The sequence below is a fragment of the Micromonospora sp. S4605 genome, from assembly GCF_003176715.1.
GTDB classification, from domain to species: Bacteria; Actinomycetota; Actinomycetes; order Mycobacteriales; family Micromonosporaceae; genus Micromonospora; species Micromonospora echinaurantiaca.
In genome coordinates, this window is sequence record NZ_QGSW01000186.1 from 1 (window position 1) to 19941 (window position 19941).

23 protein-coding genes and 1 other RNA gene are annotated in these 19941 nt (G+C 73.0%); 9 read left to right on the plus strand and 15 right to left on the minus strand.

What is annotated here, in order from left to right:
* Nucleotides 1-819: Vgb family protein (locus DLJ47_RS14865; protein WP_109900612.1), on the minus strand; the 819-nt coding region annotated here is incomplete at its 3' end.
* A gap of 217 nt (nt 820-1036) precedes the next feature.
* On the opposite strand from DLJ47_RS14865, the gene DLJ47_RS14870 reads away from it, so the two are divergent.
* Nucleotides 1037-1504, plus strand: a complete 468-nt coding sequence (locus tag DLJ47_RS14870; RefSeq protein WP_109900613.1) for a hypothetical protein — start codon at nt 1037-1039, stop codon at nt 1502-1504.
* 165 nt (nt 1505-1669) lie between these two features.
* On the opposite strand, the gene DLJ47_RS14875 is transcribed toward DLJ47_RS14870, so the two are convergent.
* From DLJ47_RS14875 to glnA, 4 genes are all read right to left on the minus strand, one after another.
* The gene (locus DLJ47_RS14875; RefSeq protein ID WP_109900614.1) at nt 1670-2044 is read right to left on the minus strand and encodes a VOC family protein; all 375 of its coding nucleotides are present in this window, start codon (nt 2042-2044) and stop codon (nt 1670-1672) included.
* Nucleotides 2045-2246: 202 nt separating this feature from the next.
* Nucleotides 2247-2945, minus strand: coding sequence for a helix-turn-helix transcriptional regulator (locus DLJ47_RS14880; protein ID WP_109900615.1), 699 nt, complete (start codon nt 2943-2945; stop codon nt 2247-2249).
* Between the two features lie 35 nt (nt 2946-2980).
* On the minus strand, nt 2981-3406 hold the full coding sequence (locus DLJ47_RS14885; RefSeq protein WP_109900616.1) for a DUF350 domain-containing protein: 426 nt from the start codon (nt 3404-3406) through the stop codon (nt 2981-2983).
* Nucleotides 3407-3495: 89 nt separating this feature from the next.
* Nucleotides 3496-4845: a type I glutamate--ammonia ligase gene (glnA, locus tag DLJ47_RS14890; protein WP_088992624.1), complete on the minus strand. Its 1350-nt coding sequence runs from the start codon at nt 4843-4845 to the stop codon at nt 3496-3498.
* A 235-nt stretch (nt 4846-5080) separates the two neighbouring features.
* On the opposite strand from glnA, the gene DLJ47_RS14895 reads away from it, so the two are divergent.
* Together DLJ47_RS14895 and panB are read left to right on the plus strand one after the other, a co-directional pair.
* Complete coding sequence (locus DLJ47_RS14895) at nt 5081-6841, plus strand: NAD+ synthase (protein WP_109900617.1); 1761 nt, start codon at nt 5081-5083, stop codon at nt 6839-6841.
* A gap of 129 nt (nt 6842-6970) precedes the next feature.
* Nucleotides 6971-7816: a 3-methyl-2-oxobutanoate hydroxymethyltransferase gene (gene panB, locus DLJ47_RS14900; protein WP_109900618.1), complete on the plus strand. Its 846-nt coding sequence runs from the start codon at nt 6971-6973 to the stop codon at nt 7814-7816.
* 123 nt (nt 7817-7939) lie between these two features.
* Here panB and npdG read toward each other — a convergent pair whose 3' ends face one another.
* From npdG to DLJ47_RS14915, 3 genes are all read right to left on the minus strand, one after another.
* Complete coding sequence (gene npdG / locus DLJ47_RS14905) at nt 7940-8638, minus strand: NADPH-dependent F420 reductase (protein WP_109900619.1); 699 nt, start codon at nt 8636-8638, stop codon at nt 7940-7942.
* 152 nt (nt 8639-8790) lie between these two features.
* Nucleotides 8791-10224: an RNB domain-containing ribonuclease gene (locus DLJ47_RS14910; RefSeq protein ID WP_109900678.1), complete on the minus strand. Its 1434-nt coding sequence runs from the start codon at nt 10222-10224 to the stop codon at nt 8791-8793.
* Between the two features lie 93 nt (nt 10225-10317).
* On the minus strand, nt 10318-11088 hold the full coding sequence (locus DLJ47_RS14915; RefSeq protein ID WP_109900620.1) for a histone: 771 nt from the start codon (nt 11086-11088) through the stop codon (nt 10318-10320).
* 507 nt (nt 11089-11595) lie between these two features.
* On the opposite strand from DLJ47_RS14915, the gene DLJ47_RS14925 reads away from it, so the two are divergent.
* From DLJ47_RS14925 to DLJ47_RS14935, 3 genes are all read left to right on the plus strand, one after another.
* Entirely contained in the window at nt 11596-12087 is a 492-nt protein-coding gene (locus DLJ47_RS14925) for an NUDIX hydrolase (RefSeq protein ID WP_109900621.1), read from the plus strand.
* A 46-nt stretch (nt 12088-12133) separates the two neighbouring features.
* The gene (locus DLJ47_RS14930; protein WP_109900622.1) at nt 12134-12928 is read left to right on the plus strand and encodes a nucleotidyltransferase; all 795 of its coding nucleotides are present in this window, start codon (nt 12134-12136) and stop codon (nt 12926-12928) included.
* Between the two features lie 67 nt (nt 12929-12995).
* Nucleotides 12996-13823 carry a TrmH family RNA methyltransferase gene (locus tag DLJ47_RS14935; RefSeq protein ID WP_109900623.1) on the plus strand — a complete coding sequence of 276 codons (828 nt, stop codon included), beginning with the start codon at nt 12996-12998 and terminating at the stop codon, nt 13821-13823.
* A 13-nt stretch (nt 13824-13836) separates the two neighbouring features.
* Here DLJ47_RS14935 and DLJ47_RS14940 read toward each other — a convergent pair whose 3' ends face one another.
* Both DLJ47_RS14940 and DLJ47_RS14945 read right to left on the minus strand, forming a co-directional pair.
* Complete coding sequence (locus tag DLJ47_RS14940; protein WP_109900624.1) at nt 13837-14217, minus strand: VOC family protein; 381 nt, start codon at nt 14215-14217, stop codon at nt 13837-13839.
* Nucleotides 14218-14279: 62 nt separating this feature from the next.
* Nucleotides 14280-14765 carry an FBP domain-containing protein gene (locus DLJ47_RS14945; protein WP_109900625.1) on the minus strand — a complete coding sequence of 162 codons (486 nt, stop codon included), beginning with the start codon at nt 14763-14765 and terminating at the stop codon, nt 14280-14282.
* A 162-nt stretch (nt 14766-14927) separates the two neighbouring features.
* Between DLJ47_RS14945 and DLJ47_RS14950 the strand changes: the two genes are divergently transcribed.
* From DLJ47_RS14950 to DLJ47_RS14960, 3 genes are read left to right on the plus strand one after another with little or no spacing between them, the layout of a single operon-like run.
* Nucleotides 14928-15425 (plus strand): hypothetical protein, encoded by a 498-nt coding sequence (locus DLJ47_RS14950; RefSeq protein ID WP_146228095.1) that lies wholly within the window; start codon nt 14928-14930, stop codon nt 15423-15425.
* Between the two features lie 22 nt (nt 15426-15447).
* Nucleotides 15448-15738, plus strand: coding sequence for an ArsR/SmtB family transcription factor (locus DLJ47_RS14955; RefSeq protein ID WP_199235855.1), 291 nt, complete (start codon nt 15448-15450; stop codon nt 15736-15738).
* Nucleotides 15735-16121, plus strand: coding sequence for a VOC family protein (locus DLJ47_RS14960; protein WP_109900627.1), 387 nt, complete (start codon nt 15735-15737; stop codon nt 16119-16121). Before DLJ47_RS14955 ends, DLJ47_RS14960 begins: the two co-directional genes overlap by 4 nt.
* A 136-nt stretch (nt 16122-16257) precedes the next feature.
* Here DLJ47_RS14960 and DLJ47_RS14965 read toward each other — a convergent pair whose 3' ends face one another.
* The 5 genes from DLJ47_RS14965 to rnpB form a co-directional block, all read right to left on the minus strand.
* The gene (locus DLJ47_RS14965) at nt 16258-16776 is read right to left on the minus strand and encodes an FAD:protein FMN transferase (RefSeq protein ID WP_199235856.1); all 519 of its coding nucleotides are present in this window, start codon (nt 16774-16776) and stop codon (nt 16258-16260) included.
* Nucleotides 16777-16814: 38 nt separating this feature from the next.
* Complete coding sequence (locus DLJ47_RS36285) at nt 16815-16994, minus strand: hypothetical protein (protein WP_199235857.1); 180 nt, start codon at nt 16992-16994, stop codon at nt 16815-16817.
* Nucleotides 16991-17473, minus strand: coding sequence for an FMN-binding protein (locus DLJ47_RS14970; protein ID WP_109900628.1), 483 nt, complete (start codon nt 17471-17473; stop codon nt 16991-16993). Before DLJ47_RS14970 ends, DLJ47_RS36285 begins: the two co-directional genes overlap by 4 nt.
* Before the next feature lie 58 nt (nt 17474-17531).
* A complete protein-coding gene (locus DLJ47_RS14975; protein WP_109900629.1) occupies nt 17532-18923 on the minus strand; it encodes a ferredoxin reductase family protein in 1392 nt (463 codons plus the stop codon).
* 497 nt (nt 18924-19420) lie between these two features.
* An RNA gene (rnpB, locus tag DLJ47_RS14980) (RNase P RNA component class A) lies at nt 19421-19834 on the minus strand.
* Between the last annotated feature and the right edge of the window lie 107 nt (nt 19835-19941).

Sequence of the window (19941 nt, forward strand, 5' to 3'; positions counted from 1 at the left end):
GGTCAGGCCGTGGGGTTCGGCGGCGGGGGTGGGCAGCGGGTAGGTGTCGATGCGGCCGGTCGGGTCGACGTGGCCGATCCGGTTGGCGGCCCACTCGGTGTACCAGCAGCCGCCCGCCGGGTCGGCGACGATCGCGTGCGGCCGGGCGGCCCGGTCGGGCAGCGGGAACTCGTCGATCCGGCCGTCCGGGGTGATCCGGCCGAGCTGGCCGGCGGCGATCTCGACGAACCAGAGCGCCCCGTCGACCCCGGCGGTGATGCCCACCGGCCCGGCGCCCTCGGTCGGCAGCGGGTGCAGGTCCACCGCCCCGTCCGGGCCGACCCGGGCGATCGCGTTCGCCTGGTTGAGCGTGCACCAGACGGCCCCGTCCGGCCCGGCCGCGAGCATCGACGGGAACCCGCCGGTCACCGGGAGCCGGAACTCGGTCAGCTCGCCGTCGGCGCCGACCCGGCCGACCGTGTCGGAGTTCATCCCGGCGTACCAGAGGGCGCCGTCGGGGCCGGCGACGATGCCGCACGGGCCGGTGCCCGCCGGGAGTACGACCGTGCTCTGCCGCCCGTCGGTGGTGATCCGGCCGATCCGGTCGTCGCCGGAGCGGCTGAACCACAGCGCACCGTCCGGGCCGGGGGTGATGATCAGCGGCCGGCCGCCGGCCGGCTCCAGCGGATGGATCCGGGCCCCGCCGTCCGGCTCCACCCGGGCGATCGCGCCGGCGTGGACCAGCGTCACCCAGAGCGCGCCGTCCGGCCCCACGGTGATGCCGTACGGGCCGGCGGCCGGATCGGGCAGCGGGATCTCGCGGAGCTGCGGAGTTGTCACTGGTGGTCACCTTCCGTCGGCACGCGGCCGGCCCCGGTTCGGGCCGGGCCTGGCGACCGTCAACCCTTACCGACGTGGCGTCCGCGAGCAACCGGTTTGTCCGGCCGCGCGGCCCGGATTGCCAGCTCGCTGACAGCTTCGCCATGGGTCGCCCCCAGGTCGGCTGGTCACCGTCGGTGAGGTCAGCGCAACACGTACCGACGAATTGGAGGACAGCATGGCCATGACGAGGAAGCACCTGATCGCGGGGCTGGCGACGGCCGGCGTGCTCGGCCTCGGGGTCGCCGCCCCGACGGTCGCCTTCGCCGCCGACGGCACCGATCCGGCGCCGAGCGCCAGCGCCAGCGACGACCGGCAGCAGCAGCGGGCCGACCGCCAGGCCGAGTTCGCCGAGGCGCTCGCGAAGGAGCTGGGCGTCTCCACCGACAAGGTGACCGCCGCGCTGGAGAAGATCCGCGCGGAGCGCAAGCCGGCCGACCGGCCGGAGCGCCCGTCCGCCGAGGAACGGCAGGCGGCGTTGAAGGAGCGGTTGGCGCAGGCCGTCGAGGACGGCAAGCTCACCCAGGAGCAGGCCGACGCGATCAGCGCGGCGGTCGAGGCCGGCGTCCTTCCCGGCGGCCCGGGCGGCCACGGCCAGGGTGGCCCGGGCGGCCTCGGCGGGCACGGCGGCCCGGCCGGCAAGTGAGATCGGGCTGACACCGACGCGCTCGACCCGGGCCTGCCCACCGCTCGCCCGGGTCGGGTGACCCGTCCCGCCGTGCTGCCGGGGAGTCATCGTGACGACTCCCCGGCAGCACGGTCCGGCGACGAGTCCGCGCGTTCCAGGCGGTGCGGACCGGCCGGTCCGCACTCAGCCGGCCGGCGGCGGGGTGAAGACGCCGACGTGGTTGCCGGCCGGGTCGAGCAGGTGGGCGAAGCTGAGCCCGTTGTCGTTCTGCTTGCGCGGCACCAGCACCTTGCCGCCGGCCGCCTCCGCCCGCCGGCAAATCTCCGCCACGTCGGCCACCTGCACGTAGAAGATGGCGTAGTTCGGGCCGGTGCCGCCGGTGCCCCGGATCGCGCCGCCGATCCCCTCGCTCCCGCCGGCCCCGGTCGTCCGGTACGTGGCGCCGCCGGCACCCTCCTCGGTGAAGCTCCAGCCGAACAGGTCGCCGTAGAACCGCTCGGCCTCGTCCGGCCGCTCGGTGCCGATCTCAAACCAGGTCACGCCGTTGTTGGTCGTCATGCATTGCCTCCCGTGCCGTGCGCCGGCGTTCTGCCGGCGCCGTCGAGAAGCAGCCTCACGGTCACCCGCGACAGCGTCCTGTCGGTGTTTCCGTCGTTGTCCGCGGACGGGTCCCGGCGAGCGACCGGCACTGCCGGCACGGGACAGCGTCAGCGGTGGCGGACTCCCCCGCGACCGGCCGGCGACTGTCGCCGTGCACGGCTCAGACCAGGGTGAGGCGGCGCAGCCGCTCCCGCGGGATGTCGCAGGCGGTGTCCAGGTCGAGATCCCGCTCCGGGACCCGCTCGGCGAGGGTGGTCACCGCGACGATCCGGTCGGTGCGGAACGCCCGGATGCCGTCGCGCAGCCGGCACCAGGCCAGCAGGTACCAGTGCCGGGGGTTGCCGAGGTAGCCGAGCGGCTCGACCTCGCGCAGCGTCCCGGCGCCGGCGCGGTCGGCGTACCGGATGCGCAGCACCCGCCCGGCGGGCACCGCGTCGGCGACGGTGGCCGGGACGGGCGTCACCGGCCCGTCGCCGATCAGGTGCACCCGCGCGGCCAGCCGGTGCGCCTCGGCGGCATCGCCGGCGGGCATCACCGCGAGCAGCTTGCGCAGCGCGGTGCCGGCCGCCGCGGCGAACGGCGTGCCGCGCAGCCGGTGCAGCGCCACCGCCATCGCCACCGCCTCGCCGGGGGTCAGGTTCACCGGCGGCAGGGTGCGGGCGCGGTCGACCGCGTAGCCGCCGGTGCGGCCCGGCTCGGCCCAGATCGGCACCCCGGACTGTTGCAGGGCGCCGATGTCGCGCTCGATGGTGCGGGTGCTGACCTCGAATCGCTCGGCCAGCCAGCGGGCGCTGCGGGGTCGCGGCGACACCGCGCGCAACTCCTCGACCAGGGCGTAGAGACGGTCCGTGCGGTTCACCCCGCGACCCTAGGCCGCGGGTACGACAGGCCGGCTCAGGCGATGCAGGCGCAGACGATCAGCGCGGCGCCGAAGTGGGTGGCGGCGCTGACCCGCGCCGCCGGGTGCGGCTCGTCCGCGCAGATGATCTCCCCGAGCCGGCCCGGGGTGAGCAGGTCCAGTACGAAGAAGGCCAGCGCCATGATGGCCAACCCGATCAGCCCGAAGATCAGCGTGGACGCCAACCCCTTGGTGAAGTCGCTGTAGCTGGTCAGGATCGCGGTGAAGACGATCCCGGCGATGCCGAGCTGGTTGGCGGCGAGCAGCAGCGCGGCGTTGCCGTTGCGGCGCACCCAGATCAGCTCCCGCAGCCGCCCCGGGGTCAGCAGGTCGACCAGCAGGAAACCGGCCGCCATCAGGGCCACGCCGACGACCCCAAACACCACACTCTGCCAGGCTCCGCTGAGCAGATCCTCCACCACCGACTGCCTCCCGACCGGCTACGCCCGGCGGGGGTGCCGGCGCGGTGATCGAGACGATAGCGGCAGCGCGCCACCGCTGACAGCCCCGGCTACAGCGACAGGTAGCGCTGCCGCTCGTACGGGGTGACCTCGCGGCGGTACTGCTCCCACTCGGCGCGCTTGTTGCGCAGGAAGAAGTCGAAGACGTGCTCGCCGAGCACCTCGGCGACCAGTTCCGAGCCGGCCATCACGTCGATCGCCTCGGCGAGGTTCTCCGGCAGCGGCTCGTAGCCCATCGCCCGTCGCTCGGCGCTGGTCAGCGACCAGACGTCGTCCTCGGCGCCCGGCGGCAGCTCGTAGCCCTCCTCGATGCCCTTCAGGCCGGCGCCGAGCAGCACCGCGAAGGCCAGGTACGGGTTGGCCGCCGAGTCCGGCGAGCGGACCTCGACCCGGGCCGAGTTCGGCTTGCCGTACGCGGGCACCCGGACCAGCGCGGACCGGTTCAGGTGACCCCAGCAGACGTACGCCGGGCTCTCGGTGACCCGGTCCGGCAGGGCCTGCGGGAAGAGTCGCTTGTAGGAGTTCACCCACTGGTTGGTGACCGCGGTGTACTCGCGGGCGTGCACCAGCAGCCCGGCGATGAACGCGCGGGCCACCTTGGACAGCTTCATCGGGTCGCCGGCGTCGTGGAACGCGTTGCGCTCCCCCTCGAACAGCGACAGGTGGGTGTGCATGCCGCTGCCCGGCTGGTCGGTGAACGGCTTCGGCATGAAGGTGGCCTGCACGCCGGTGGAGAGCGCCACCTCCTTCACCACGTGCCGGAAGGTCATGATGTTGTCGGCGGTGGTGAGCGCGTCGGCGTAGCGCAGGTCGATCTCCTGCTGGCCGGGGGCCACCTCGTGGTGGCTGAACTCCACCGAGATGCCGATCCGCTCCAGCGCCAGCACCGCCTGGCGGCGGAAGTCGCGGGCCACCGCGTGGGTGGTGTGCTCGAAGTAGCCGCCGGTGTCCACCGGCGTGGGCACCGACCCGTCCAGCGGGCCATTCTCCAGCAGGAAGAACTCGATCTCGGGGTGGGTGTAGAAGGTGAAGCCCTTCTCCGCGGCCTTGGACAGCGCCCGGCGCAGCACGTGCCGCGGGTCGGCCCAGGACGGCCCGCCGTCGGGGAGCAGGATGTCGCAGAACATCCGGGCGCTCTCGCCGCTGACCCCGCCCTCGAACGGGAAGACCTGGAAGGTGGTCGGGTCGGGCATGGCGACCATGTCGGACTCGAAGACCCGGGCGAAGCCCTCGATCGCCGAGCCGTCGAACCCGATGCCCTCCTCGAACGCCGCCTCCAGCTCGGCGGGCGCCACCGACACGCTCTTCAGGGTGCCGAGCACGTCGGTGAACCAGAGCCGGACGAACCGGATGTCCCGCTCTTCCAGCGTACGGAGGACGAACTCCTGCTGACGGTCCACTTCCACTCCTCGCGACACCTCGTCGACCACCGGATGGGCCCCGGCCCGGCCTGACCGACCAGTCTCCACCGGCCTCGTTACGCCGACGTTACGCGAACCTCCCGCCGGGCGTCCCGCCGTGTCCCGCCGCGCGGACCGCCCGTGCCGGCCAGGGGCACCCGCGGCGCCGCGGGGGTGGTCGCCGTCTCGCGCCGCCCGCCGTGTCGGGCCCCGACCGCTGGGGCAAGATGAGGGCATGCCCACCCTGCGTCTCGCCCTGTGCCAGGTCAACCCGACCGTCGGCGACCTCGCCGGCAACGCCGCCCTGGTCCGCGACTGGACGCGCCAGGCCGCCGACGCCGGCGCCCAGCTCGTCGCGTTCCCGGAGATGGCGCTCACCGGCTACCCGGTCGAGGACCTGGTCTTCCGGCGGTCGTTCGTGGCGGCCTCGCAGGCGGCCCTGCGCCGGCTCGCCGCCGACCTGGCCGCGGACGGGCTGGGCGATCTCGCGGTGGTGGTCGGCTATCTGGACGCCGACGGCCCGCCGCAGGTCGCCGGGGACGCGGAACCGGGGCGGGGCGCCCGCAACGCCGCCGCGCTGCTGCACCGGGGCGAGGTCGTCGCCACCTACTTCAAGCACCACCTGCCCAACTACGGGGTGTTCGACGAGGACCGCTACTTCCTGCCGGGCGACATGCTGACAGTGGTCCGGGTCGGCGGGGTGGACGTGGCGCTGACCATCTGCGAGGACCTGTGGCAGGCCGGCGGCCCGTTCGCCGCCGCCCGGCAGGCCGGCGTCGGCCTGGTCGTCAACATCAACGGCTCGCCGTACGAGTTGAACAAGGACGACATCCGGCTGCCGCTGGTCCGCCGCCGGGCCGCCGAGGCGGGCGCGGCCATCGCGTACGTCAACATGATCGGCGGCCAGGACGAGCTGGTCTTCGAGGGCGACTCGATGGTGGTCGGCGCGGACGGCGAGCTGCTCGCCCGAGCCCCGCAGTTCGTCGAGCACCTGCTGGTGCACGACCTGGCGCTGCCCGCCGCCGCCGAGCCGGCCGGCGCGGACGCCGAACTGGCCGACGGGCTGCGGGTGGTACGCGCCGCGGTGGGCGAGCTGCCGCCGGCGCCGACCGGGCCGGCGGTGACCGGCGGGCTGATCGCGCCGGTGGCCGACGAGGCCGAGGTGTGGCACGCGCTGGTGCTCGGCCTGCGCGACTACGTCAACAAGAACCGGTTCCCCTCGGTGGTGCTCGGCCTCTCCGGCGGCATCGACTCGGCGGTGGTGGCCGCGCTGGCCGTGGACGCCCTCGGCCCCGACCGGGTGGTCGGGGTGTCGCTGCCCAGCCAGCACTCCTCCGAGCACAGCCGGGAGGACGCGGCGGAGCTGGCCAAGCGCACCGGGCTGGACTACCGGACCGAGCCGATCCAGCCGATGGTGGACACCTTCCTGGCCAACATGTCGCTGTCCGGGGTGACGGTGGAGAACCTCCAGGCCCGGGTGCGCGGGGTGATCCTGATGGCGCTGTCGAACCAGGAGGGCCACCTGGTGCTGACCACCGGCAACAAGAGCGAGCTGGCGGTCGGCTACTCCACCCTCTACGGCGACTCGGTGGGTGGCTTCAACCCGGTCAAGGACGTCTGGAAGACGCTGATCTGGCGGCTGGCGAAGTGGCGCAACGCCGACGCGGCCCGCCGGGGCGAGACCCCGCCGATCCCGGAGAACTCGATCGGCAAGCCGCCGAGCGCCGAGCTGAGCCCGGGCCAGCTGGACAGCGACACCCTGCCCGACTACGACGTGCTCGACCCGATCCTGATCGGTTACGTCGACGGCGACCTGGGCCGGGACGGGCTGGTCGAGTCCGGCCACGATCCGGCGGTGGTCGACAAGGTGCTGCGGATGGTGGATACCGCCGAGTACAAGCGGCGGCAGTCCGCGCCGGGCACGAAGATCTCGATGAAGGCGTTCGGCCGGGACCGGCGGCTGCCGATCACCAACCGGTGGCGGGAGAAGGGCTGAGCCGGTCGGGCCGGGGTCCGGTCCGGGAGTGAAATCCTCCACTGCGCCCTGCCGCCGGCGGGCCGTCCGGTGCGACGATCGCGGCGGAACCCGGGGACCGCGCACGCGGCCTCGAGGAAGGAGAGAGTCATGGTGGAGTCCACCCCGACCGAGGTGACCGCCCTCTACGGCGGCCCGGCCACCCGCCGGATCCGCACCCGCGACCTGATCGCCGCCAAGGAGCGCGGCGAGCGGTGGCCGATGCTCACCTCGTACGACCAGTACACCGCGTCGATCTTCGACCAGGCCGGCGTCCCGGTGCTGCTGGTCGGCGACTCGGCGGCGAACAACGTGTTCGGCTACGAGACGACCGTCCCGGTGACCGCCGAGGAGCTGCTGCCGCTGGTCCGCGCGGTGGTCCGGGCCACCCGGCACACGCTGGTCGTCGGTGACCTGCCCTTCGGCTCGTACGAGGAGGGCCCGACGCAGGCGCTGCGCACCGCTGTGCGGTTCATGAAGGAGGGTGGCTGCCACGCGGTGAAGCTGGAGGGCGGTCGGCGCTGCGCGGCGCAGATCGCGGCGATCACCGGTGCCGGCATCCCGGTGATGGCGCACATCGGCTTCACCCCGCAGAGCGAGCACGCCCTCGGCGGCTACCGGGTGCAGGGCCGCGGCGACGCCGCCGACGAGGTGATCGCCGACGCCCACGCGGTGGCCGAGGCGGGCGCGTTCGCGGTGGTGCTGGAGATGGTGCCCGGCGAGGTCGCCAAGCGGATCACGCACGAGCTGCGGATCCCGACCGTGGGCATCGGCGCCGGCCCGGACACCGACGCCCAGGTGCTGGTGTGGCAGGACATGGCCGGGCTGCGCGCCGGCAAGGCGCCGCGCTTCGTGAAGCGCTACGCCGACCTGGCCGGCACCCTCGCCGACGCCACCCGCCGCTTCGCCGACGAGGTACGCGGCGGCGACTTCCCCGCCCCCGAACACACCTTCTGACCCGCTGTCCCCCGGCGGGTCGCGCACGTCCCGCCGGGGACAACGGCAGGATCGTCTGCTGCTGGGCAGGCGCGGAGCGGCTGATCCGCCCTGCCCAGCGTCAGTGGATCACCGGGTTCGTCGTCAGAGGTCGGTGACGCGGATGCCGGCATGCGCCTTGTAGCGCTTGTTGATGGCGATCAGGTTGGCGGTGAACGCCTCGATCTGGTGGGCGTTGCGCAGCCGGCCGGCGTAGATGCCGCGCATGCCGGGGATCCGCGCGGCGAGCGCCGCGACCACCGCGGCCACCTCCCGGTCCTCGGTGCAGATCAGCACGTCCAGGTCGATCCGGTCGATCTCCGGGTCGGCCAGCAGCGGGGCGCTGACGTGGTTGAACGCCGCGCAGACCCGGGAGTCGGGGAGCAGGCCGGCGGCCTGCTGGACGGCGCTGCCCTCGGGCACCGGCAGCGCGTACGGGCCCTGCTTGTCGAAGCCGAGCGGGTTGACGCAGTCGACGACGATCTTGCCGGCGAGCGGCTCGGCGAGCGCGGCGACGGTGGCCGCATGCCCGTCCCACGGCACCGCGATGATGACGATGTCGCTGCCCCGGGCCACCTCGTCGTTGCCGGCCCCGGTGACGCTCGTCCCGCCCGGTACGCCGGGCAGGGCGGCGATCTCCTCGGCGGACCGCGCGGCCCGCTCGGCCGACCGGGAGCCGATCAGCACCCGCTGGCCGGCCCGGGCGAACCGGTAGGCGAGACCCCGCCCCTGGTCGCCGGTCCCGCCGATGATGCCGACGGTCAGCCCGGACACGTCGGGCAGTGCGCTCGCGTCGTATGCCATGCGGTCATCCTCGCAAACCCGGTGTCCCGGCAGCACCGTCCGGCGCTGTGACAAACCCCGCTGACCCCATCGGATTGAGACTGGCGGACCGCCCCGGCGGTCCGGGTGGACCGTCCTCGACGGGCAGCGCGCGGCGCGTCGGGGTAGCCCGGTCAGGCGCGTTCGAAGACCACCGAGCGCGCGGTCGGGTCGGCGGTGACCAGCCGGACCCGGATCCGCTCGCCGAGCGGCAGCTCGCCGAGGCAGCGGGCCCGCACCGGCGGGTCGTCCAGCGCCACCGTGCCGCCCGGCGGCCGGCCGGGCCGGGCGCGGCCGTTCGGCGGCGCGTCGACGTCCAGCACCGCGGCGTCGAAGGTCTCCCCCACCCGGTGCGCCAGCAGCACCGCCTCGGCCAGCTCGATGGCGCCCCGGGTGGCCGCCGAGGCGGTCCGGTCGGTCATGGCCATCGCCTCGGGCAGCCGGGGCAGCGCCGCGCGCACCCAGTCCGGCACCGGCCGGCCGCCGTGCAACGCCAGGCAGACCTCCGTGGCGTACCGGTCGGCCAGCCGCCGCAGCGGCGCCGTGACGTGGGCGTACGCGGCCGCGACCCCGCCGTGCCGCGGCTGCTCGGGGACCTCGCCGTCGAACGCGGTGTACGCGGCGCCGCGCATCAGCTCGGCGGCCTGGTCGACGAAGGCGGCCGCCCGGGGTTGCCCGGCGTCCAGCCCGGCGAGCACCTCACCGGGGCCGGCGCCGTCCGGCCAGTGCACGCCCAGCGGGGCGGCGGCGGCCCGCAGCCGCTGCACCGCGTCGGGCTTCGGCGCCGGCATCGTGCGGAGCAGGCCGACCCCGCCGGCCAGCATGATGTTGGCGGCGGCCATCCCGGTCAGTAGCGAGATCTGGGCGTTGTGCTCCTCCATCGGCACCGGGCCGCGCAGCACCAACCGCCAACCGTCGCCGTCGGCCTCCACGTCCTGCTCGGGCAGCGGCAGGTTGATCGCGCCCCGGCGCAGCCCGCGGGCGGTGAGCAGCGCGCCGAGCTCGGGCAGCAGGGCGATCGGGTCGGGCAGCCGCCCGGCGTCGGCGTCGGCCTGGACGCCGGCGTAGTCGAGCTTGGCCCGGCTGCGCACCAGCGCCCGTTCCAGGTGGACGGCGACCGTGCCGCCGTCGGCGTCCAGGTCGATCGTCCACACCACGGCGGCCCGGTCGACGTCCGGCAGCAGGCTCGCCGCGCCCTCGCTGAGCGTCTCCGGGTGCAGCGGCACGTTGCCGTCGGGCAGATAGACGGTCTGCCCCCGCCGCCAGGTCTCCTCCTCCAGCGCGCCGCCGGGGCGGACGTGCGCGGCCACGTCGGCGATCGCGTACCGCACCCGGTAGCCGCCGCCGGGCCGGCGGGTGAGGCACATCGCCTGGTCCAGGTCGCGCGACTCGGCCGGGTCCAGGGTCACGAACGGCACGTCGGTGCGGTCGACGCTCGGGCGGGGTGGCCCGGCCGCCGCGGCGTCCGCCTCGCGCTGCGCCGCGACCGGGAACTCCTCGGGGAGTCCCAGCTCGCGGCGCAGCGCGCCGAAGTCGATGCGGGGCGCGAGTACGCGTCGGATGACCACGGAGTCCATCCTGACAGCGCGGCGGATGATCCGCTCCCCCGGCGCGGGCCGGTCGGAGCGAGCCGGTCGGTCGGCGCCGACCGGGGCGGCAGGTCAGCCGGTGGCCTTCCGGGCCGTGGTCCGGGTGCCGCGGGCCACCCCCGTACGCGTGCTGGCCTTCTTCGCCGGCGCCTTGGCCGCCGTGGTCCGCTTCGCCGGCGCCTTCTTGGCCGTGGCCGCCTTGCGGGCCGTGGTCGAGGAGGTCGCCGTCGCCTTCTTCGCGGGCGCCTTGCGGGCCGGGGCGGTCTTCGCCGCGGCCTTGCGGGCGGTGCCGGTCGGGCGGGTCGGCGCCGTCTTCTTGGCGGCAGTCTTCTTGGCGGCGGCCTTCTTCGCCGGAGCCTTCGCCGCCGTGGTGGCCTTCTTCGCCGGAGCCTTCGCCGCCGTGGTGGTCTTCTTCGCCGCGGCCGTCGTGGTCTTCTTCGCGGCCGTGGTGGTCTTCTTGGCGGCCGCGGTGGTCTTCTTCGCCGTGGAGCTGACCTTCCGGGCCGCGGTCGAGGTCTTGGCGGGCGCCTTCTTCGCCGCCGCCGCGGTCTTCTTGGCGGGGCCGGTGGTCCGGGTCGCCGCCTTCTTGGCCGGCGCCTTCGCGGCGGCCTTCTTCGCCGCGGTGGTGGCCTTGGCGCCGGCCTTGCGGGCGGGGGTCGTCTTGGCGGTCTTCTTCGCCGGTGCCCGGCCGGCGCCCGTGGTCGCCTTCTTGGCCGCCGTCGTCGAGGCGGCCCGGCGCGCGGGCGTGGTGCGGCTCGCGCCGGTGTTCCGCTCCGCCGCGGCGGTCTTCTTCGCGGTGGTCCGTTTCGCGGCCGGGCGGGTGGCCTTCGGTGTTACGGCCATCTCGGTTCCCTCCTTGGGGACGTGCTCTCGCCCTCGCGGAGCACGCGGTACCTCGACGCGGGCCGTCCCGCGCCGCTCATCTGTCCTCCCCGGCCCAACGGGCGTCCTCGGCGTCCCACGCTTCGTTACGCTCCCGCACCCGCTGCAGGGCGTTCTCCGCGTCGGCGGCTGAGGCGTACGGTCCGAGAACGTGCTTGGCAGGGCACACGTCGGCATCGGTCTCGACCCGGTGGTGTCGGGTGCACCAGTAGTAGTGCCCACCACTCCCGCTGTCGCTCATGAGATCACTGTGCACCGCGAATCGCCCGGCCGCCACCGGAACACCGCAAATGTCCGATCGTCTCCACAGTAGACGTGCTACCTCGCGGGGTGGGCCGGAACTGCGGAAACAGGCGCCGGCCGAGGCCCGGCCAGTTCGCCGGCGTACGCCCGGGGCGCGGAGCCGGCACGGGCCGCGCCGTGGCGGCGGCGACCGACCGGCCGGTTCGCCGGGGTTAGGGTCGGCGGATGGGCGTACCGGACTACATCCTGCGGATGCGCAAGCACGTCGGCCACGACCTGCTCTGGCTGCCGAGCGTCAGCGCGGTGGTCCGCAACGCCGCCGGCGAACTACTGCTCGGCCAGCGCGCCGACGACGGGCGCTGGTCGGTGGTCAGCGGCTTCGTCGAGCCCGGCGAGCAGCCGGCCACCGCGGTGGTCCGCGAGGTGTACGAGGAGACCGGCCTGGACGTCGAGCCGGTGCGGCTGAGCAGCGTCGTCTCGCACCCGCACAGCTATCCCAACGGCGACCGCTGCGAGTACCTGAACCTGGGCTTCCACTGCCGGCTGCTGGGCGGCACGGCCCGGGTCAACGACGACGAGTCGCTGGCCGTGCGCTGGTTCCCGATGGACGCGCTGCCGACGCTGGACGCGCACGCCCGTACGGTCGTCGCGCACGCCCTGGCCGACAAGTCCGCCGCCTGGTACCTGCCGCCGGGCACCACGTGGACCGACGACTGACCGCCCCTCGGCGCGGCCCCGCCGAACCGGCGGGCCACAATGTGGCGTGGACAGCGAGGTGCGCCGCTACCTGACCGACCTGGTCGGGGTGGCCCGTGACGTGCTCGGCGACGATCTGGTGGGCGGGTACGCCGCCGGCTCGGTCGGCCTGGGGGCCTACCAGCCCGGCCGCAGCGACGTCGACGTGGCGCTGGTCTGCGCGCGACCGCTGGACCCGGACCGCAAGCGCCGGCTGGTCGCCGGACTGCGGCACGAGGCGCTGCCCTGCCCGGCGCGCGGCCTGGAACTGGTCGTCTACACCGCCGCGGCCGCCCGCTCCGGTACCCCGGAGCCCGGCTTCGAGGTGGAGCTGAACACCGGGGCGCGGATGGACTTCCGGGTCACCTGGGACGCGGACGAGCGGCCCGCGTCCGACGGCCGGTTCTGGTACGGGCTGGACCGCAGCATCCTGCACGAGTGCGGGCAGGCCCTGCTCGGGCCGCCGGCCGCCGAGGCGTTCGCCGACCTGTCCCCGGCGGACCTGCGCCGGCTGCTGGTCGACGCGCTGCGCTGGTGGCTGGCCCTGCCCACCCCGCCCGGCGACGGTCCGGCCCCCGGTGCCGAGGACGCGGTGCTCGGCGCCTGCCGGTCGCTGGCCAAGGTCCGGCACGGCCGGTGGTTGTCGAAGGCCGAGGCCGGCCGCCGGCTGCTCGCCGACGGCTGGGCGGCCGACGCGGGCGGGCCGGCCGGCCTGATCGAACGGTCGATCGCGGCCCGCGCCGGTGGCCCGGCACCGAGCGGCCCCGAAGCCCGCGCCTTCCAGCGGCGCGTGCTGGCCGAGATCAGCGGCATCGCTGAGTGAGGCCGTGCCGACCGGAGCGTCCACGGGAAACGGCCCATGGACGGGCGGATGGTGTTGAATCGGCTCCGTGGCGAAGACCTTGAAGATCACCGCCCGGAACGCGAGTTTCCAGCAGTGGCAGGCGCTGCTGACCAATCGGAACAAGCGCCAGCGTCTGCGGGAGTTCCTGGTGCAGGGGGTGCGCCCGATCACCCTGGCCCTGGAACACGGATGGGAGATTCGGGCTCTCCTCTATCCCGACCGGCAGATTCTGTCCCGGTGGGGTCGGGATCTCCTCGATCAGGCCTCGGCCACTCGGGTGGCTCTCGCACCCGAGCTGATGCATGAACTTGGCGGCAAGGAGGAAGAGTCGCCCGAGCTGCTGGCCGTGGTGGCGCAGCCCGAGGACAGCCTGGATCGCATTCCGGTCGGCCCGAAGATGCTCGTCGTGGTCTTCGATCGCCCGAAGACCCCGGGCAACATCGGCACGCTGATCCGTTCCGCGGACGCCTTCGGCGCCTCGGGTGTCATCATCACCGGTCACGCGGCTGACCCGTACGACCCGAAGGCGGTCCGGGCCAGCACGGGATCCTTGTTCGCCCTCCCCGTGGTACGGGTCGCCAGCCATCGGGAGGTTCTCGATTGGATAGCCGCGGTGCGTGCGCCCGGCCTGCCGCGGGTTCAGATCATCGGCACCGACGAGCACGGCGAGGTGGATGTCGCCGAGCACGACCTGACGTGCCCCACACTCCTTGTCGTAGGCAACGAGACACACGGACTCAGCGCCGGCTGGCAGGAGGCGAGTGACCGGACGGTCCGCATCCCCATCGTCGGTGCCGCCAGTTCGCTGAACGCAGCGGCAGCCGGAACCGTCGTGCTGTACGAGGCCGCTCGGCAGCGAGCCAGGCAGGGGTAGCCGCCGGGCGAGGTCAGGGCCAGGTCTTGGCCTGGGCGTCGAAGACCTCCGGCGGGCTCTCCACGGGCAGAACGCAGACCAGGTGCCCGCCCGGCACCCGCAGCACCCGGCACTCCTGCCACCGCGTCACCTCGGTGGCGCCGAGGGCGATCAGCCGCGCCGTCTCGGCCTCGACGTCGTCGGTCTCGAAGTCGAGGTGGAAGCGGGGCGCGTCGTCGACCGACTGCACAGCGGTGACGATCCCGGGCAGCGCGTCGTGCAGGCCGATGAACTGCGGGTACTGGGGGTCGACCTCACTGCGGACGCCGAGCGCGGCGGACCAGAACGCGGTCGCCTGGGCGGCCTCGGCTTCGGGGGTGTCGATGAGGAGGGCGTAGACCCGGCTGCGATGCATGCGACGCAAGCGTAGTGCCTCGGCCCGGACCTGTCCGTCCCCGTCCGGCCGGCCTGGACGGCTCACTCGACCACCTTGTGCAGGAAGGCGGTGACGCTGGCCCGGGTGCGCTCGACCTTCTCGGCCAGCGTGATCGACTCGTCGATCCGCCGCCCGGCGTTCCTCTTCCCCCGCAGGTAGAGCGAGCAGGCCAGGTCGGTGCAGATGTACGCGCCCACGGAGTTCCCCTGCCGCCCGTCCTTCCCGGCCTTGCGCGCGGTCATCAGCGAGACGCCGTCTCCGGTGTGGGTGGTCAGGCAGAACGAGCACATGCTGCGCCGCACCCGTCCGGTCTGCGGCGCCACCCGCAGCGCCACCCCGACCAGCCCGGCACCGGAGTCGGCGACCAGGTAGGCCCGCTCCGCCGCGGACCCGTCCCGCCAGCCGAGGAAGTCGAGGTCGTCCCAGGGGCGCTCGGCCAGATCCTTCGGCACGGCCAGGCGCTTCGCCTCGCCCTTCGTGCAGTTGACGAAGGAGGCGCGGATGGCGGACTCGCTGAGAGGTTGCATAGGAATAAGCCTAACCCCTTTAGGAAACTACATAAGATGGCTAGGTATGGCGTGCGGCACATGCGCGCGGCACCGCGCCTGTCGGTCAGCAACGCCGCCGATCATCAGAACCCCGCCGATCAGAGGTGGACCGAGCTGCCGCCCGGCAGCCACACTGCACGGATGCGAAGGTCGCTGGGCGACGGTTGGTCGATCGAGCTGCCCGGCCAGTGGCAGCGCGGGCGCGGCGCAGACGGTGTCACGTCGTGGCGCGCGCCGGGCCGGACCGTGCGCGTCGACCGGGGGTACCAGTGGCGCTGCGCCACCTCGGTCGACGTACTCGCCTGGCTCGACGCGGAACTGCCACCAGACCCGGTGGGCAAGGTGGGCGAGGCCGGTGGCAACGGGGTCGGGCACCGCGCTGCCTGGCTCTACCGCCACACCGGCGAGGTCAGGTACACCCTCCACGGCTACAACTTCTCCGACGGCGGTTGCCTGGAGACCGTCTTCACCGGCTCGGACGCCGCCGACCTCAGCTGGGCGTTCCACGCCTGGCGGTCGGTAGCCCACTCGCCCACGGGTGACGGCGAGCAGAGCGTCAGAGATCAATCGGCGAACGGCGGCTGTCCGTGGGTGGTCCCCGGTGGCTCCGGCCTCGCGTCCGGCTTGATAGGCAAGTAGCCACTTGCCTATAGTGGTCCGCATGGGTGACCTGTACCAGGCGCTGGCCGATCCCACGCGCCGGCAGATCCTCGACGAGCTGACCGACCGTGACGGCCAGACCCTCTTCGAGATCTGTGGCCGGCTGGCCACCAAGCACCAGGTCACGTCGTCGCGCCAGGCGATCTCCCAGCACCTTGACGTTCTGGAGGCCGCCGGCCTGATCGTCACGCGTCGGCAGGGTCGCTACAAGTTCCACCACATCGATGTCCGGCCGTTGCACTCCATCGCCGAGCGATGGCTGCGGCCCGAATCCCCAGAGGAGACGACATGAAGATCCACCTGACCAGCGTGTACGTCGACGATCAGGCCAACGCGCTGCGCTTCTACACCGAGGTGCTGGGCTTCGTGAAGAAGACCGACGTGCCGGTGGGCGAGTACCGCTGGTTGACCGTCGTCTCGCCGGACCAGCCGGACGGGGTCGAACTGCTGCTGGAGCCCGACGCGCACCCGGCCGCCAAGGCGTTCAAGGAGGCCCTGGTCAGCGACGGCATCCCCCTCACGCAGTTCGCTGTGGACGACATCGACGCCGAGTACAAGAGGCTGAAGCAGCTCGGGGTGGTGTTCACGCAGGAGCCCGCCGACATGGGTGCGGTGATCACCGCTGTCTTCGACGACACCTGCGGCAACCTGATCCAGATCGCACAGCCGAAGTAGTCGACACCCGACCCGGACGGCGGACGGCCACGAGCCGCAACGGTGACGGTGGTGGCCCGCGTTGACCGGCCGGGCCTGACCTCTTTCGTGTCTCCACCGTCAGGCGTCGAGGTGCAGGTCGAGCTCGGCCACCGCGCTACGCCGGTAGTGGCCAGTGGGGCGTGGCTAGTAGGGCACCGTCGTCGCCGACGAGCAGGGCCTCGTACCCGGGCAGCGTGGCCAGCCAGGTCACCGCCTCAGGCCCCTGCGCGGCCGCCGCCGTGGCGTACACGTCCGCCCAGGTCAGGGACGGGCCGATGACGGTGACGGAGCGCAGGCCCCGGGCGGGGGCGCCGGTGTGCGGATCTACGATGTGCGCTCCGCGGTGTGCACTGCCCGAGGTCGCGACGGCTCCGTCGACGACCTCGATGGCGGTGAGGAGCTGGTCGGGCTGTGCCGGATCCTCAACGCCCACCCGCCAGGATCCGCGTACCGTCATGTCCCCACCCGCGTTCAGGTAGAACTCGTACCCCTCGAGGTGCTCCGCGGCGCGCTCGACGGCCCAGCCCTTGACGAGGCCGGAGGGATCGAAGCGGGTGTCACTGCCGGGTTCGGGAAGGTACGCGTTGAAGTAGCCACCGGTACGCTGCCGCGCCTGCTCGCACAGGTCGATCACCGCGTCGACCAGCGGATCATGTACCGGCTCTCCCCGGTTCAGCGCGCGCTGAGCCGGCTGTCCGGGCGGTACGGGCTGAAGACGGCGTCCATGGCGCGCAGTTCGGCGAAGACCCCGGCGACGGCGTCCGCCGCCGCCGGGGAGTCGGCACCGGGACCGCGCACATGCACGCTGACGGGCAGACCCATGATCTGCTCGACGAACGCCTGCCTGGTCACGGCTTGGCCTTGAACTGAGCGGCGTCCAGCGCGGCCTGAAGCGACTCCGTGTAGCCCTCGCTCGTGGCCGTCGCCCCGGACACCGCGTCGATCTGCGCGCTCTGCGCGGCGAGGGCCTCCGCGCGCAGCTGCGGCACCGCGTACTTGTTGATTTCGCGATCCCGGTTGTTGGTGTTGGGCACCTTCAGCGGCGTGATGTCGGTGATGCGGCCGCCGCTGATGTGGGCCTGCACCTGGACGCGCCCCCGCTTCGTCTGCACGACTGGGCCGTCGGTAACGGTGGTGGAACCGGACCGTGCTGTGCCCCGTGACGTCCCAGGGTCCGCCGGCGCACCGGTGCCGGTCACCACACCCGGCGCGCTTGCGCCGCCAACGGTCTCGCCCGAAGGCGAGCTGTTGGGTCCGGTTGAAGTCCGGTAGCTGAAGAGAAGTACCACCACGGCGATCGTGGCGAGAAACCACATCGTGATCTTGCGCATGTCGTCCTCCTCTGGAGGTCGGATTGTGAGCGCCATGACGATGGGGGGTGGCTCGGAGTTACCAGGTGAAGCGTTCGAGGTGAATGCGCTCCGCCGGCACGCCTGCCTGCCGCGCCGCCCGTACCACCGCTTGCATCCACTCATCCGGTCCGCAGACGAACACGTCGTGCTGCGCGATGTCCGGGGCAAGCTCACGTAAGGCTTTCGCGTCGTCGCCGAATCCGGCCGGCAACCACGAGCCCTCCCGCCCGCGCGGCCCCAACAGGTACTCCACGCGCAGGCCACGGACGGCCGCGAGGCGCTCCAGTTCCTGGCGAAACACCAGGTCATCCGCCGAGCGCGCGCGGTACAGCAGCGTCGCCTCGCCCGGCGCGTACGGTAACTCTTCCAACAACGTCCGCAGCGGGGTAATTCCGATCCCGGACGCGATCATGGTTACCCGCGGAGCCGTGCGCCGGGAGGCGGTCAGCCGCCCGTACGGCCCCTCAATCAGCACACGAGTGCCCGGCCGTAACTCTGATACCTTCTCGCTGCCCTCACCGCGGGATCGCACCGTGATCCGCAGCATGTCCTCACGCGGCACCGCGGACAACGAATACGGATGGCCGCGACTCCAACCCGGGCCGCTGAGGAAGCGCCACTGGAAGAACTGCCCGGCGCGTGCCGGCAACCGGTCCAGATGGCGCCCGCGCAGGTAAATCGAGTGAACGCCCGGTGCCTCCGGGACGACTGCGGCGACTGTGAGCCGGTGCCGCAGCGTCCGCCAGGCCGGCAGCCCGAGCCTGAAGGCGACAACCGCTCCAGCGCACGCGGCGTACGCGGCCCACCAGTACAGCGTCGCGGCCCGGGAGCTGGTGAAGTCGGCCCCGGTCCAGAGCTGATGCGGCAGCGCCAGGCCGACACCGAGGTAGGCGTACAGGTGCAGCAGGTGCCACGCCTCGTAGCGCAGCCGCCGCCGCGCGGCCCGCAGGGAGGTGAGCACGACCATCGTCAGGGCGGCCGCCCCGGCGACCGCCAGCAGCATTCCCGGGTACGTCGTGACGAGGGTCCACGCCTCGCCTGTCACAGAAACCCCATCCGTCGCGGCATATCCGACCGTGATCAGCACGATGTGCGCGAGCAGCAGATCGAACGACGCGAACCCGACGACGCGATGCCAACGGGCGAGCCTGTCCTGACCGTAGGTGCGCTCGATCCACGGCACGCGCGCCATCAGCAGCACCTGGATGAGCAGCAGGTCGGCTGCTACGAGCCCGGTCAACCGACCGAGCGACGTCAGGCCCGCCGCCCAGCCACGAAGATCCTGCACGCCGCCGCCCCGCACCCAGAGCGCGACGACGATCAGCACGCTGACCACGCCGGCCGAGGCGATCACATCGGCCCACCATGACCAGGCGGCGGTTCGTACGGGCCTGGCCGCCGCGTCGACCGCCTGCGCCTTCCCCGTCACCGGACCCCCTCCCGCACCAGCCCACGCCTGTTCGCCCTTTGACCTCGGGATTTCTCCTCCCCATCGCCGGAGCCGTCGCGCCAGGGTGTGGCCGGAAAATGGTCAGAAGGCGTCGCGCCGGACAAAGGTCATTGAGTACGGTCGCGTCTATTCACCGGCGAGTCAGGACGAAACGTCCTCGTGCGCGTCGCCTAGCTCCTCCCACCTGCAGGCAGTTCCCGTCGTTCCACGGCGTCCGGAGCATGGTGGCCTCGGCACACCGCCTTGAAACTGCCCTCCTCGACCCGATCCGCTCACTACGGAGAACAGCTTCTTCCCGCATTCGCGCCGTTCATGTGAGCGGCGGAGCAAGCTCGCCGTGCTAAGCCGCAAGGGGATGGGGCGTCAGGGCGTCGCCAGGGCGTCATACGACAACAAGAGTGACCAGCGATGCCCATAGATGACAGAACATAGAGCCAGGTCGCAACCTCGATCGAGGCGGCTGACCTGGTGGGCGACGGACGAGTCGACCTGTACGCCGGATTCTGTGACCGACGCGCGCCCGGAGGCGCGGGTCGGCGGCGGCCATCCATCTCGGCCTACCGTCGCCGGCAGGCTCCAGCGGCCTACCCGCAGACATCGGGCGGGCCGCCCTCAAGCGTCTGCGCGGATCGTCATCCTGCGGGCGACGACCCTTTCTTGGCCTTGCTCCGGGTGGGGTTTACCGAGCCACCCCGGTCACCCGGGGTGCTGGTGGGCTCTTACCCCACCGTTTCACCCTTACCGTCCCCGATGGGGCCGGCGGTCTGTTTTCTGTGGCACTGTCCCGCGGGTCACCCCGGGTTGCCGTTAGCAACCACCCTGCCCTGTGGAGTCCGGACGTTCCTCGGCGGCGGGCCGGAGCCCGCCGACGCGACCGCCCGGTCGACTCGTCCGTCGCGCACTCATCCTAACGACGCGGCGGCGGCACCCATTTCCGCCCCGGGCGGGGTGGCGCCGGTCGCGAGCCGCGCCGCCGAAGGTGAGGCGGCAGCGGGAA

Coding starts and splice junctions, on each gene's coding strand:
- DLJ47_RS14940 (WP_109900624.1), bottom strand. CDS start 14,217: ATGCATCGCAGCCGGGTCTACGCCCTCCTCATCGACACCCCCGAAGCC.
- DLJ47_RS14970 (WP_109900628.1), bottom strand. CDS start 17,473: ATGCGCAAGATCACGATGTGGTTTCTCGCCACGATCGCCGTGGTGGTA.
- panB (WP_109900618.1), top strand. CDS start 6,971: ATGGTGGAGTCCACCCCGACCGAGGTGACCGCCCTCTACGGCGGCCCG.
- DLJ47_RS14870 (WP_109900613.1), top strand. CDS start 1,037: ATGGCCATGACGAGGAAGCACCTGATCGCGGGGCTGGCGACGGCCGGC.
- DLJ47_RS14925 (WP_109900621.1), top strand. CDS start 11,596: ATGGGCGTACCGGACTACATCCTGCGGATGCGCAAGCACGTCGGCCAC.
- DLJ47_RS14875 (WP_109900614.1), bottom strand. CDS start 2,044: ATGACGACCAACAACGGCGTGACCTGGTTTGAGATCGGCACCGAGCGG.
- DLJ47_RS14955 (WP_199235855.1), top strand. CDS start 15,448: ATGGGTGACCTGTACCAGGCGCTGGCCGATCCCACGCGCCGGCAGATC.
- npdG (WP_109900619.1), bottom strand. CDS start 8,638: ATGGCATACGACGCGAGCGCACTGCCCGACGTGTCCGGGCTGACCGTC.
- DLJ47_RS14960 (WP_109900627.1), top strand. CDS start 15,735: ATGAAGATCCACCTGACCAGCGTGTACGTCGACGATCAGGCCAACGCG.
- DLJ47_RS14915 (WP_109900620.1), bottom strand. CDS start 11,088: ATGGCCGTAACACCGAAGGCCACCCGCCCGGCCGCGAAACGGACCACC.
- DLJ47_RS14895 (WP_109900617.1), top strand. CDS start 5,081: ATGCCCACCCTGCGTCTCGCCCTGTGCCAGGTCAACCCGACCGTCGGC.
- DLJ47_RS14950 (WP_146228095.1), top strand. CDS start 14,928: ATGCGAAGGTCGCTGGGCGACGGTTGGTCGATCGAGCTGCCCGGCCAG.
- DLJ47_RS14945 (WP_109900625.1), bottom strand. CDS start 14,765: ATGCAACCTCTCAGCGAGTCCGCCATCCGCGCCTCCTTCGTCAACTGC.